Origin of the sequence: Rhodoplanes sp. P11 (genome assembly GCF_964266735.1) — a bacterium.
In the GTDB taxonomy this organism is placed as follows: Bacteria; Pseudomonadota; Alphaproteobacteria; order Rhizobiales; family Xanthobacteraceae; genus Rhodoplanes; species Rhodoplanes serenus.
In genome coordinates, this window is the sequence record NZ_CAXWGY010000019.1 from 52,628 (window position 1) to 65,881 (window position 13,254).

Below are 13,254 nucleotides of genomic sequence, written 5' to 3' on the forward strand. Positions count from 1 at the left end.
TGTTGTAGCGGGAACGCGCCGGCGCACAAGCAAAACCGCCGGTCGCGAGGGTGTCGCGGCCGGCGGCGGGGCGGTCGACTTTCGACGGTCAGCTCGCCTCGGCGAGCAGCGCCGGCCGGCGCGGGGCGGCGTCGGCGGTGGTCTTGTCGGTGAGGGGGGTCGGGTACTCGCCGGTGAAGCAGTGGTCGGTGAACTGCGGGCGCGCCGGGTCGCGGCGCTCCTCGCCGACCGCCCGGTAGATGCCGTCGACCGACAGGAAGGCGAGCGAATCGGCCCCTATGATTTGCCGCATCTCCTCCACCGTGTGGGTGGCGGCGAGCAGCTTCTCGCGCTCCGGCGTGTCGATGCCGTAATAGTCGGGGTGGGTGATGGGCGGAGAGGCGATGCGGAAATGCACCTCGGTGGCGCCGGCCTCGCGCATCATCTGGACGATCTTCACCGAGGTGGTGCCGCGCACCAGCGAGTCGTCGATCAGCACGATGCGCTTGCCGGCCACCACGGCGCGGTTGGCATTGTGCTTGAGGCGGACGCCGAGCTCGCGGATCGACTGGGTCGGCTGGATGAAGGTGCGGCCCACATAGTGGTTGCGGATGATGCCGAGCTCGTAGGGGATGCCGGACGCCTGGGCGTAGCCGATGGCGGCGGGCACACCCGAGTCGGGCACCGGCACGACGACGTCGGCGGCGGCCGGCGACTCGTGGGCGAGTTGGCTGCCCATCGCCTTGCGGACCTCGTAGACGCTGCGGCCGCCGACCATCGAGTCGGGCCGCGAGAAGTAGATGTACTCGAAGATGCAGGGGCGCGGCGGCACCGGCGGGAACGGCTTGTGCGAGTAGGAGCCGTGCTCGTCGAACACCAGCACCTCGCCGTTCTCGATGTCGCGCACGTATTTGGCGCCGATGATGTCGAGCGCGCAGGTCTCCGAGGTGACGATCGGGCTGCCGTCGAGATCGCCGAGCACCAGCGGCCGGATGCCGAGCGGGTCGCGCGCCGCGATCAGCTTCTTGTTGGTCATCGCGACCAGCGAGTAGGAGCCTTCGAGCAGGCGCAGCGCATCGATGAAGCGATCGACGAAGCGGCTGCGGCGCGAGCGGGCGACGAGATGCAGGATCACCTCGGTGTCGCTCGTCGAGTGCATCATGGCGCCCTCGTCGACGAGCTGGCGGCGCAGCGTCAGCCCGTTGGTGAGGTTGCCGTTGTGGCCCACCGCGAAGCCGCCGGCCGCCAGCTCGGCGAAGAACGGCTGCACGTTGCGCAGGACGGTGCCGCCGGTCGTCGAGTAGCGGACGTGCCCGATGGCGATGTGGCCCGGAAGCTGGTCGATGATGTGGCGCTTGGAAAAGGTGTCTTCGACCAGGCCGAGGCGCCGTTCGGAATGAAAGCGGCTGCCGTCGAACGAGACGATGCCGGCCGCCTCCTCGCCGCGGTGCTGGAGGGCGTGCAGGCCGAGCGCCGTCACGGCGGCGGCGTCGCGGTGGCCGTAGATGCCGAACACGCCGCACTCTTCGCGCAGGCGGTCGCCGTCGAGCGTCGGATCGAAAACGGAGAACGCTCGCTCGGTCGGGGCGGTCATGGCGATTCCTTCGCTACAGTCTCGGATCGGGCCGGCAGGGCCGGCAACGGCATGGCCGCCGGCGCAGGCGCCCGCGGCTTCGGGAACGACGAAACGACCGCTCCGTCGTCCCGCCGGGCGGGGAACGGATCGGCCGATCGAAACTCCGGTCGGCGGCCGTGCTCGGCCTACCGGGACGACTCAGCGGCCCGTCCGGCGCCGAGGACAAGGACGAGACGAGCCGGCGGGGCCGCGTCGGAGCGCTGCTCGGCCGGGGCCTCGGGATCCTCGTCGGCGGGCCGCTTCTTGAACCGCTTCAAGATGGTGTTCTCGGGGTCCTCGGGCAACAGCGACATCAGCCATTGGCCGGTGCCTTGCAGCACCGCCCGCGACCTTGCGTTGCGGACCGCCTCCGGCTGCGACTTCACCGGGACCAGCCAGTCGAAGAAGATGAAGGCGACCACCACGATCAGGAGGCCGCGGGCGAGCCCGAACAGGAAGCCGAGGGTGCGGTCGAGGGCGCCGATGCGGCTGTCGAGGATGCGGTCGGAGATCCGCACCGTCAGGGCCGACACGATGATCAGGGTCAGCAGAAAGACGCCGCCCACGGTGGCGCCCATCGCGACGTAGTCGTTGTTGAAGTACTGCTTCGCGTAGGGCAGCAGCCGCGAGTAGGAGTACAGGGTCGCCACCGCGGCGGCGCCCCAGGCGGCGATCGACAGCACCTCGCGCATGAAGCCGCGCACCATGGCGAGAAGGCCCGAGATCAGCATCACGGCGATCAGGAAGATATCCAGGTACATCGCGGGCGGGCTCTCGGGCAGGGTTCGTTGCAGGGCGTGCTCGTCGAGGGACGGTTCGATCGGGTTCGGGCCGGCCGAACGGCGGTCGGCACGATGCGGGCCGTGTATAGAGCATTTCGGCCCCCGGTGGGAACCGGCGGGGGGACGAAATGCACCGCCGGTGCCTCCCGTTTGCCGGCTCAGCCGGGGCCGCCCCCGCCGGGCCGTGCCGCCGGCGCGGCGGCGCGGCCCTCACGCCTGCCACCGCGCTCGCCCGGCAGGATGCGGGCGACGAGGTCGGCGAGGGTCGCCACCGGCGCCAGCGACAGCCCGTCCTGCTCGGCCCCGCGGGTCGCCTCCGGCACCACGGCGCGGCCGAAGCCGAGCTTGCGGGCCTCCTTGAGCCGGGCCGGAGCGTGCGCCACCGGCCGCACCGCGCCCGACAATGACACCTCGCCGAACAGCACCGCGTCGGCCGGCAGGGGCGTCTTGGCGAGCGAGGAGACCAGGGCGGCGGCGGCGGCGAGATCCGCGGCCGGCTCCTGGATGCGCAGCCCGCCGGCGACGTTGAGGTAGACGTCGTAGCCGCCGAGCTTGACGCCGCAATGGGCCTCCAGCACCGCCAGCACCATGGCGAGGCGGGCGGGGTCCCAGCCCACCACGGCGCGGCGCGGCGTGCCGAGCGAGGTCGGCGCCACCAGGGCCTGGAACTCGACCAGCAAGGGCCGCGTCCCCTCCATGCCGGCGAACACCACGGTGCCGGGCGCCCCCAGCTCGCGCTCCGACAGGAAGATGGCCGACGGATTGGCCACCTCGGCGAGACCGCCGCCCGTCATCTCGAACACACCGATCTCGTCGGTGGCGCCGAAGCGGTTCTTGGCGGCCCGCAGGATGCGGAAATGGTGGCCGCCTTCGCCCTCGAAGGACAGCACGGCGTCGACCATGTGCTCGACCACCCGGGGACCGGCGATCTGGCCGTCCTTGGTGACGTGGCCGACCAGGATGACGGCGCTGCCGGCCCGCTTGGCGAAGCGGATGAGAAGCTGGGCCGAGGCGCGGACCTGGGTGACGGTGCCGGGCGCGGACTCCACCATGTCGGTCCACATGGTCTGGATCGAGTCGATGACGACGAGGCGAGGAATCTTGCCTTGCGAAAGGGTTGCGATGATGTCTTCGACCGATGTCTCGGCCGCCAGCTCGACCGGCAGGGCGGTCAGGCCGAGCCGCTCGGCGCGCAGCCGCACCTGGGCGACCGATTCCTCGCCGGTGATGTAGACGGAGCGGTGTCCGGCCCCGGCGAGCGCGCCGGCGATCTGGATCAGCAGCGTCGACTTGCCGATGCCGGGGTCGCCGCCGACCAGCAGCACCGAGCCGGGCACCAGCCCACCGCCGGCCACGCGGTCGAACTCGCCGTTGCCGGAGGCGATGCGCGGCGCCTCGCGCTGCTCGCCGGCGAGCGGCTGGAGCGCGAACGGCTTGCCCTTGCGGGGCGGCCGGCCGGGACCGGCCGAGAGAATCCGCTCGGTGGCGGTGCCTTCCTCGGCGATGGTGTTCCACTCGCCGCAGGCGTCGCACTTGCCCTGCCAGCGGGTGTAGGTGGCGCCGCAGCCCTGGCAGACGAAATCCTGAGTCTTCTTGGCCATGCCGGATGTGGGCGACAGCCGCGCCGGGAAGTCAACCGGCGGCTGGACCGCGATGCGGCGCGCCGCTCTGCTGCGCGGCGATCGGGCCAGCCATGCGGGGAGCGGATCGGACACGATCGGTCGTCTGCTCGCCATGATGGTCTGCGACCTTCGGCGGCGCTCGCCCGATCAGGAGCGAGACGCTACATATGGAACGGAGCGGACGGCGGGGCGGAGCGCCCGGAGAGCCGCCGCAGGTCCGGGCGGGCCGCCGACGTTCGGCGAGGGCGGCCGCGGACGGAAAAGCCCGCGCGGGGCGCGGGCCGGAGTGACATCGGACGAATCATGCGGGACGTCATCGTTCTCGGGGCCGGCATGGCGGGCGTCGCCGCGGCTCTGCACTTGCAGCGGCGCGGCTGGTCGGTCGCGCTGGTCGATCGGGGGGAGCCCGGCCGCGAAACCAGCTTCGGCAATGCCGGCATCATCCAGGCGGAGGCGGTCGAGCCCTATCCGATGCCGCGCGACATCGCCTCGCTGCTGAAGGTGGCGACCGGACGCGGCAACGACGTGCGCTACGATCTCCTGGCGCTGCCGGGGCATGTCGGATCGCTGCTGCGCTACTGGTGGCACTCGGCACCCGCCCGCCACCGCACCGTGTCGGCCGCCTATGCGGGCGTCATCGCCCGCTCGACCGCCGATCACCAGGAGCTGATGACGGCGGCCGGCGTGCCCGATGACCTGGTCCGCCGCGACGGCTTCCGCGAGCTGCACCGCTCGGTGGCGCTGCTCGATGCCGACACCGTGCTGGCCGAGCGGCTGCGCACCGAGTTCGGCGTCGGCTATCGACGGCTGTCGCCGGCCGAGCTGGCCGCCGCCGAGCCGGGCCTGAAGGCCACCGGGGCGGGGGCGCTGCACTGGCTCGATTCGTGGACGGTGCGCGATCCCGGTGCGCTGGTCGCCGCCTATGCGGACCTGTTCGAGCGCGAGGGCGGGACGCTGCTGCGGGGGGATGCCGCGACGCTCGCGGCCGAGCCGGGCGGCGGCTTCCGGCTGCGCACCGCCGACGGGCCGCTGGCGGCGTCCGCCGTGGTGGTGGCGCTGGGGCCGTGGTCGCCGGAGCTGCTGCGCCGTTTCGGCTACCGCGTCCCGATGGTGCGCAAGCGCGGCTATCACCGGCATTACAAGGTGACCGGCCGGGGGCTCGACCTGCCGCTGCGCGATTCGGACTTCGGCTACGTCGCCGCGCCGATGACGACCGGCCTGCGGATCACCACCGGGGCGGAGTTCGCCGGCGCCGAGGCGCCGCCGAAGCCGATCCAGCTCGGCCGCGCCGAGGCGGCGCTGCGCGGGCTGGTCGATCTCGGCGAGCCGGTCGAGACGGTGCCCTGGCTCGGTACCAGGCCCTGCATGCCCGACATGCTGCCGGTGATCGGGCAGGCGCCGCGCCATCCCGGGCTGTGGCTGCATTTCGGCCACGGCCACCAGGGCTTCACGCTCGGGCCGGCGACCGGCCGGCTGCTCGCCGAGATGATGACGGGCGAGACCCCGGTGGTCGATCCGGCGCCGTTCGCGCCGGCCCGCTGGTGCCGGTGAGAGCCGCCGCCGCGCGCCTGCCGTCGCCGCCCGCTCAGGCGTAGACGTCGACCCCCATGGCGGCCAGCAGCGCCTGCTGCTGGTCGGTCGACACCATCACGCCGGCGAAGCCGGTCAGCTCGCGCAGGTCGAGGCCGGCGAGGTCGGCGCCGCGGAGATCGGCGCGGGCGAGCTTGGCCCCCGCCGTGAGGGCCTGGACGAGATCGCAGCCGCGCAGGTCCGCCCCCTCCAGGTCGGCGTCGATCAGCACCGCCTCGCGCAGATTGCAGTGGCTCAGGTCGCCGCCGGGCAATCGGACGGCGGTGAGGTCGGCGAGTTCGAGATTGCAGCCCTTGATGGCGCCGGCCCATTTCACCACCTTGCGGCCGAACATGCGGGCGAAATCGACCTTGGTGAACACGGCGCCACGCAGGTTGCTGGTTTCGATCTCGATCCCGTAGAGGTCCGAACGCTCGAAGCGCGCGAAGGAGAGATCGCAGCGCACGAAGCGCGCCTGCTCCAGGCGCGAGAAGGCGAACTGTACGCCGGCGTGGGCGTCGCCATCGTCCGCGAAGGTGCAGGCCTCGAAGACGCTGTCCCGCAGGTCCACATGCGCGAACCGGCAGCGCACGAAGCGGCAGCCGCGCACGCGGGCCTCCTCGAAACAGGCGCCCGACACCTGGGCATCGCGGATCGTGCAGTCGGTCAGCGTGGCGCCGGCGAGGTCGACATCGGCGAAGTCGGCCTGCGACAGGTCGAGGCCCACCAGGGTGGCGCTGGGTTCGAGTCGCACCGTTCACACCTCGTGTCGGGGAGCGGGCTCAGCTCCGCCAGCTCCGATGGTAGCGGCGGCCGAGGCTGGTCAGCACCTCATAGCTGATCTGGCCGCCGAACGGCGCCACCGCGTCGACGCCGATCTCGTCGCCGAGCAGCGTCGCCCAGTCGCCGCGGCGCGGCGACACCTCGGGCAGGGCCGTGACGTCGACGGCGAGCAGGTCCATGGAGATGCGGCCGACGATCGGGCAGCGCTTGCCGACCACCACGGCGTGCGGCCGCTCCTTGCCGAGCGCCGCGGCGGCGCGCAGGAAGCCGTCGCCGTAGCCGACCGCCACGATGGCGATGCGGCTCTCCCGCGGCGCCGTCCAGGCGGCGCCGTAGCCGACGGTGTCGCCCTTGCCCACCTTGCGGACCTGGACGACGCGCCCCTCCAGACGGACCACCGGGCGCATCGGGTTGGCGGCGCCGGGGGTCGGGTTGCCGCCGTAGAGGGCGATGCCGGGACGCACCAGCTCGCAATGGGTCGACGGCCCGAGGAAGACGCCGGACGAGTTGGCGAGCGAGGCGTCGATGCCGCGGAACAGCGCGCGCACCTCGCGGAACGCCTGGATCTGGCGCTCGTTGTGCGGGTGGTCGGGGGTGTCGGCGCAGGCCAGGTGGCTCATCACCAGGGTGATGCCGTGACCGGGACCGTCGATGCGGCCCGCCAGGGTGGTCGCCTCCTCGACCGAGAGACCGAGCCGATTCATGCCGGTGTCGACATGCAGGGCGGCGCCGCCCGTCCAGGCATTGACCCGGCAGAACGCATCCCATTCGACCAGCTCCGGCATGCTGCCGATCACCGGGCGGATTCGCGCATCCGCGAAGGCGGCGCTGCCGGCCGGCGGGATGCCGTTGAGCACGTAGATCACCGCGTCCGGCGCGGCGCCGCGCAGGGTGCGTGCCTCGGCCAGATGGGCGACGAAGAAGGTCTTGCAGCCGACGCGGGCGAGCGCGGTGCCGACCTCGAAGACGCCGCAGCCATAGGCATCGGCCTTGACCACGGCGGCGCACTCGGCCGGTGCCACCCGGCGGGCGAGGTCGGTCCAGTTGGCCACGATGGCGGACAGGTCGATGGTGAGGACGCCGCCGGTCTCCATCACGGGCGGTCCCGCCTCGGCGACCGCGACGGTGGTGACGGGGACCGAGCCGGGCGCGGCGGCGGGCGCGGCCGCCGTCCGGGCCTCGTTGGCGCGCGTCCTCGTCTCGTCCTGCATCGTCATGGCGTCCTCTCTATCTGCCGGCCGACCCACGCGGCCGCCGGGATCGTCGGGGACTAGACCCGTTCGCCGGGCGCGACAAGGCGGAGAGCGGCCACCGCCGGTCTCAGTCCTCCATCCGGGCCGGCAGCTTGTCCTCGTCGGCGAGGTCGGCGAAGCGGGTCACCTCGGCCTTGAACTGGAGCTGGACGGTGCCGGTGGGGCCGTGACGCTGCTTGCCGATGATCACCTCGGCCTTGCCGTGGACGGCGTCCATCTCGGTCTGCCACTTGAAGTGCTCTTCGGTGCCCGGCCGCGGCTCGCGGTTCTTCAGGTAGTACTCCTCGCGGAACACGAAGATCACCACGTCGGCGTCCTGCTCGATGGAGCCGGATTCACGCAGGTCCGAGAGCTGCGGGCGCTTGTCGTCGCGGCTCTCGACTTGGCGGGAGAGCTGCGACAGCGCGATGATCGGCACAGTCAGCTCCTTGGCGAGCGCCTTGAGGCTGGTGGTGATCTCGGTGATCTCCTGGACGCGGCCCTCGGAGGCGCGCTTGGAGGAGCCCGACAGGAGCTGGATGTAGTCGATCACCAGGAGATCGAGACCGCGCTGGCGCTTGAGCCGGCGCGCCCGGGCGGCGAGCTGGGCGATCGCCAGGCCGCCGGTCTCGTCGATGTAGAGCGGGATCACCTCCATGACGCGCGCCGCCTCGGCGATGCGGTCGAAGTCGCGGGCCTCGATCTCGCCACGGCGGATCTTGTAGGAGGGGATCTCGGTCTGCTCGGCGATGATACGGGTGGCGAGCTGCTCGGCCGACATTTCGAGCGAGAAGAAGCCGACGATGCCGCCATTGGTGGATTCGATCCGCCCGTCCGGCCGCACGCCGCCCTCCCACGCCTTCGCCACGTTGTAGGCGATGTTGGTGGCGAGCGCGGTCTTGCCCATACCGGGGCGGCCGGCCAGGATGATCAGGTCGGACGGTTGCAGGCCGCCCATCATGCGGTCGAGATCCTTGAGGCCGGTGGCGATGCCCGACAGGCTCCCGTCACGCTGGTAAGCCTGGGCCGCCATGTCGACCGCCGAGGTCAGGGCGTCGGCGAAACGCTGGAAGCCGCCGTCGTAGCGGCCGGTCTCGGCCAGCTCGTAGAGGCGGCGCTCGGCCGCCTCGATCTGGTCGCGCGGGCTCGAATCGATCTCCGCCTCGTAGGCCTCGTTGACCAGCTCCTCGCCGATGCCGATCAGCGAGCGGCGCAACGCGAGGTCGTAGATGGTGCGCCCGTAGTCCTGCGCGTTGATGACGGTGGTCGCCTCGGCGGCCAGGCGGGCGAGGTACTGGCTGCCGGTCAGCCCGGCGATGTCGAGGTCGGCCGGCAGGAAGGTCTTCAGCGTCACCGGGGTGGCGGTCTTGCCGGCCCGCACCAGGCTCGCGGCCAGCTCGAAGATCTTGGCGTGGATCGGCTCGAAGAAGTGGGCCGGCTCCAGGAAGTCGGAGACCCGGTAGAACGCCTCGTTGTTGACCAGGATGGCGCCGAGCAGCGCCTGCTCCACCTCGACGTTGTGGGGCGCCACCCGGAACGCCGGCGTGCGGTCGGTGGCGGGCTTGCGGGCGACGAGATCGAGGGCCATGGCGCGGACGGCTTTCGGTTTTTCGGAGTCTTCTGCACGGACGGCGGACGCCGCCCGAGTCACGCAAGCTCGCCAGGGACACGCGGCACCAAGCTCGGGAAGGGGCGGGCATAGCGCAAGCCGCCGCGGGAAGCGACCCCTTCGGCACGACTCGCCGGAGCGCTGTCCCCACTGATCACCGCGCGGAAAAATGTCGGCAGAATGTCGGGACGTGGCGCTTGACGCCCTGCTGCCCGTCGGCCCCGAGTCGCCGGTCCGACGTCGCCGGCCCGATGTCGCCGGGCGGGTTCGCAGCCGCCGCGGTCCTCCACGCACGAAAACGGGCCCCGCCGGGGGGCGGGACCCGTTTGGTCCGCGGGCTCGTATTATCCGCGGGCTCGTATGATCGGTCAGGGGGCCGGCCGCCGGCCGATCAGCCGGTGAATGCCACCGCCCCCCACCGTCCCCGGTGCGGCGCTCGCGCCCCGCCGGGGAGCCGGCTCAGCGCGGCCCGGCCGAGTAGCCGCGCTCCGCCAGCGGCTCGTCGGTCGACATCGCCTTCGAGAACGGGACGAGCTGCCACAGCGCCGAGACGCCGACCAGCACATAGACGATGCGGGAGAGGGCGGCACTCTGGCCGCCGAACAGCGCGGCGACGAGGTCGAACTGTGCGAGGCCGACCAGGCCCCAGTTGATGCCGCCGACGATGACGAGAAGCAGAGTGATCAGATTGATGGCTTTCAAGACGCGCTCCCTGGCGTTCGAGGTCTCCCGGGAGAAGCGCCAGCCGGGACGGTTGTTCCGACGGCTTGACGGTGCCGCTGTCGTGACGGACGGTCGCACCGCCCTGTCGCGTCCTGCGGCCCACGTCAGTCCGTCGATGCCGAGATGCGGCCGGCACCGTGCTCGTACCAGCCGCGACTGCGGTTGACGATCCACACCACCGACAGCATCACCGGCACCTCGATCAGCACGCCCACCACGGTGGCGAGCGCGGCACCCGACTGGAAGCCGAACAGGCTGATGGCGGCGGCGACCGCGAGCTCGAAGAAGTTCGAGGCACCGATCAGCGCCGACGGCCCGGCCACGCAGTGCTGCTCGCCGGCGAGCCGGTTGAGCAGGTAGGCGAGCCCGGCGTTGAAGTAGACCTGAATCAGGATCGGCACCGCCAGCAGCGCGATGATCAGCGGCTGCGCCAGGATCTGCTCGCCCTGGAAGCCGAACAGCAGCACCAGCGTCGCCAGCAGGGCGACCAGCGAGGCCGGCCCGAGCCGCGCCAGCACGGCCGACAGCGCCGGCTCGCCGCCGGTGGCCAGCAGACGGCGCCGGATCACCTGGGCGATCGCCACCGGCACCACGATGTAGAGCACCACCGACAGCACCAACGTGTCCCACGGCACCGTGATGGCGGAGAGCCCGAGCAGCAGGCCGACGATCGGTGCGAAGGCGAACACCATGATGGTGTCGTTGAGGGCCACCTGCGACAGGGTGAAATGCGGCTCGCCCTTGGTGAGATGCGACCACACGAACACCATGGCGGTGCAGGGCGCCGCCGCCAGGATGATCAGGCCGGCGATGTAGGAGCCGATCTGGTCGGCCGGGAGGTACGGCCGGAACAGGTATCCGACGAACAGCCAGCCGAGCGCCGCCATCGAGAACGGCTTGACCGCCCAGTTGATGAACAGGGTGACGGCGATGCCGCGCCAGTGCTCGCGGACCCGCCCGAGCGCCGCGAAGTCGATCTTCATCAGCATCGGGATGATCATCAGCCAGATCAGCACCGCCACCGGCAGGTTGACCTTGGCCAGCTCGGCGGCGCCGATCGTCTGGAACGCGCCCGGCATCACATGGCCGAGTGCGATGCCGGCGACGATGCACAGCGCGACCCAGACGGTCAGGTAACGTTCGAAGGTCGACATATGGGCTCCGTCACGCCGGGGCGACGCGCCGGCCGGCGTCGTCGATCAAGAGCTCGCCATCCTCCTTGCGGAAGGCGCCTTGCTGCGGCGGCAAGAGATCGAGCACCAGCTCCGAGGGGCGGCACAGGCGCACGCCCTTCGGGCTCACCACCAGCGGCCGCTCGATCAGGATCGGGTGCGCCATCATGGCATCGAGCAGCGCGTCGTCGGACAGCGCCGGATCGCCGAGCCCCAGCTCGGCATAGGGCGTTCCCTTCTGGCGCAGCAGCGCCCGCGGCGTCAGACCGGCCCGGCCGATCATCTGCACCAGGAGCGCCCGCGAGGGCGGGCATTTCAGGTACTCGATCACATGCGGCTCGATGCCGGCGTTGCGGATCATCGCCAGCGTGTTGCGCGAGGTTCCGCACTGCGGATTGTGGTAGATGATCACGTCCATCGGTTCGGCTCCGGTGCTGCGAGGTCGGCGGGATCTCGGAGGCGAGGTAACGAGGGGCGGGCCGATGCACCCGGCGCTCACGCCGCCAGCCAGCGGGCGACGTCCTCCGGCTTCGGCAGGCCGCCGGCGTGAACCACCTTGCCGTCGATGACGATGCCGGGGGTCGCGGCGATGCCGTAGCGGGCGATCGCCGCCAGATCGGTGACCTTCTCGACCGCGACCGCAATGCCGAGGCGGTCCGCCTCCGTCTGCACCATCTCGGCGGTGGCGACACAGCGCTTGCAGCCCGGCCCCAGGACCTTGACGTCTCTCATGACACGACCTCCGTCGGATCACCCGAACAGGGCGTTGAACAGGAAGCCGACCGCCAGGATGCCGAGCCCGACGACGGCGACGAACACGGCGATCAGCCGCAGGGTGAGCACCTTGCGCAGGATGACCAGCTCCGGCGCCGACAGCGCGATCACGCTCATCATGAAGGCCAGGGTGGTGCCGAGTGCCGCGCCCTTGCCGAGCAGCGCCTCGACCACCGGCACGATGCCGGCCGCGTTGGAGTACATCGGGATGCCGATGGCGACCGCCGCCGGCACCGACCACCAGGCGTCGCGACCCATGATCGGCGCGAGCTGATCGGCCGGCACCCAGCCGTGGATGCCGGCGCCGACCGCGATGCCGGCGATCACCCACGGCCATACGCGGCCGACGATGTCGCGCACCGCCTCGGTGCCGGCGTCGATCCGCTCGGCGAGCCCGAGGGACGATGGCGGGAGATCGGCCGGGGCGGTGCGCAGCTCGCGGACCCAGCCCTCCAGCCAACCTTCCAGATGCAGCCGGCCGATGGTCCAGCCGGCCACGATGGCGATGGCGAGGCCGAAGCCGAGATAGGCGAGGGCGACCTGCCAGCCGAGCAGCGCGAACAGCAGGCCGAGCGCGACCTCGTTGATCATCGGGGCGGCGATCAGGAACGAGAAGGTGACGCCGAGCGGCACCCCGGCCGAGACGAAGCCGATGAACAACGGCACCGCCGAGCACGAGCAAAACGGCGTCAGCACCCCGAGCGCGGCCGCCAACACGTTGCCGATGCCCTCGCGCCGGCCGGCGAGGAGCGCGCGGGTGCGCTCCGGCGAGAAGAAGCTGCGCACCACGCCCATGGCGAAGACCACGAGGGTCAGCAGCATCAGCACCTTGGGGGTGTCGTAGAGGAAGAATGCGACTGCCTGGCCGAGCGCTCCCGCAGGGTCGAGCGGCGTCAGTCGGACGAGGGCATCGGCGGCCGGCCGCAGTCCGGAATAGATGGCGACCCAGCCGACCGCCAGCACGGCCAGCCCCGCGATCCGCCCCGCCACCGGCCGCCGGCCCGGAGGCAGCGGCGCCGAGGGAAGCGGTGCGGGGCCGGCGAGGGTCATGCGGCGGTCCTCCGGGCGGTATCCGGGATTGCCAGGGCCGCGTCGACCAGCGCGACGATCTCGGGCGACAGGTCCGGGGCGCGGCGGTAGCGCACCCACTGGGCGTCGCGGCGGTCGAGGAACAGGCCGGCGCTCTTGAGCACCGCCATGTGGCGCGACATCCGTGACTGGCTGGCACCGAGCGCCCGGGTCAGCTCGCAGACGCAGTGCTCGCGTCCGTCCCACAGCAGGCGCACGGCGGCCAGGCGGGTCGGCTCGGCGAGGGCGGCCAGGATGGTCAGGGCATCGGCCATGAGGCATTGTGAGCCAATGCGCATATGCGCGCAAGCGCAAACATGAAGAAT

13 protein-coding genes are annotated in these 13,254 nt (G+C 71.5%); 1 reads left to right on the plus strand and 12 read right to left on the minus strand.

Going from position 1 to position 13,254, the window contains the following annotated elements:
• Positions 1-88: 88 nt before the first annotated feature.
• The 3 genes from purF to radA form a co-directional block, all read right to left on the minus strand.
• The gene (purF, locus tag ACFQUV_RS19375) at positions 89-1,573 is read right to left on the minus strand and encodes an amidophosphoribosyltransferase (RefSeq protein ID WP_129608796.1); all 1,485 of its coding nucleotides are present in this window, start codon (positions 1,571-1,573) and stop codon (positions 89-91) included.
• A 167-nt stretch (positions 1,574-1,740) separates the two neighbouring features.
• On the minus strand, positions 1,741-2,355 hold the full coding sequence (locus tag ACFQUV_RS19380) for a CvpA family protein (RefSeq protein WP_129608797.1): 615 nt from the start codon (positions 2,353-2,355) through the stop codon (positions 1,741-1,743).
• 179 nt (positions 2,356-2,534) lie between these two features.
• Complete coding sequence (radA, locus tag ACFQUV_RS19385; protein ID WP_129608798.1) at positions 2,535-3,977, minus strand: DNA repair protein RadA; 1,443 nt, start codon at positions 3,975-3,977, stop codon at positions 2,535-2,537.
• Positions 3,978-4,301: 324 nt separating this feature from the next.
• On the opposite strand from radA, the gene ACFQUV_RS19390 reads away from it, so the two are divergent.
• A complete protein-coding gene (locus ACFQUV_RS19390; RefSeq protein WP_129608799.1) occupies positions 4,302-5,549 on the plus strand; it encodes an FAD-binding oxidoreductase in 1,248 nt (415 codons plus the stop codon).
• 34 nt (positions 5,550-5,583) lie between these two features.
• On the opposite strand, the gene ACFQUV_RS19395 is transcribed toward ACFQUV_RS19390, so the two are convergent.
• The 9 genes from ACFQUV_RS19395 to ACFQUV_RS19435 all read right to left on the minus strand — a co-directional run bounded on the left by ACFQUV_RS19395 (position 5,584) and on the right by ACFQUV_RS19435 (position 13,203).
• A complete protein-coding gene (locus ACFQUV_RS19395; RefSeq protein ID WP_129608800.1) occupies positions 5,584-6,321 on the minus strand; it encodes a pentapeptide repeat-containing protein in 738 nt (245 codons plus the stop codon).
• A 28-nt stretch (positions 6,322-6,349) separates the two neighbouring features.
• A complete protein-coding gene (gene alr, locus ACFQUV_RS19400) occupies positions 6,350-7,567 on the minus strand; it encodes an alanine racemase (protein WP_244601553.1) in 1,218 nt (405 codons plus the stop codon).
• Between the two features lie 103 nt (positions 7,568-7,670).
• Entirely contained in the window at positions 7,671-9,170 is a 1,500-nt protein-coding gene (locus ACFQUV_RS19405) for a replicative DNA helicase (protein ID WP_129608801.1), read from the minus strand.
• A gap of 480 nt (positions 9,171-9,650) precedes the next feature.
• Positions 9,651-9,893: a DUF378 domain-containing protein gene (locus ACFQUV_RS19410; RefSeq protein WP_129608802.1), complete on the minus strand. Its 243-nt coding sequence runs from the start codon at positions 9,891-9,893 to the stop codon at positions 9,651-9,653.
• A gap of 125 nt (positions 9,894-10,018) precedes the next feature.
• Positions 10,019-11,068: an ACR3 family arsenite efflux transporter gene (arsB, locus tag ACFQUV_RS19415; RefSeq protein ID WP_129608803.1), complete on the minus strand. Its 1,050-nt coding sequence runs from the start codon at positions 11,066-11,068 to the stop codon at positions 10,019-10,021.
• Between the two features lie 10 nt (positions 11,069-11,078).
• The gene (gene arsC, locus ACFQUV_RS19420; protein WP_129608804.1) at positions 11,079-11,504 is read right to left on the minus strand and encodes an arsenate reductase (glutaredoxin); all 426 of its coding nucleotides are present in this window, start codon (positions 11,502-11,504) and stop codon (positions 11,079-11,081) included.
• A gap of 77 nt (positions 11,505-11,581) precedes the next feature.
• On the minus strand, positions 11,582-11,818 hold the full coding sequence (locus tag ACFQUV_RS19425; protein ID WP_111385951.1) for a thioredoxin family protein: 237 nt from the start codon (positions 11,816-11,818) through the stop codon (positions 11,582-11,584).
• Between the two features lie 18 nt (positions 11,819-11,836).
• Positions 11,837-12,910, minus strand: coding sequence for a permease (locus ACFQUV_RS19430; RefSeq protein ID WP_129608805.1), 1,074 nt, complete (start codon positions 12,908-12,910; stop codon positions 11,837-11,839).
• Positions 12,907-13,203 (minus strand): metalloregulator ArsR/SmtB family transcription factor, encoded by a 297-nt coding sequence (locus ACFQUV_RS19435; RefSeq protein WP_129608806.1) that lies wholly within the window; start codon positions 13,201-13,203, stop codon positions 12,907-12,909. The genes ACFQUV_RS19430 and ACFQUV_RS19435 overlap by 4 nt, the downstream gene beginning before the upstream one ends.
• Positions 13,204-13,254 lie beyond the last annotated feature (51 nt).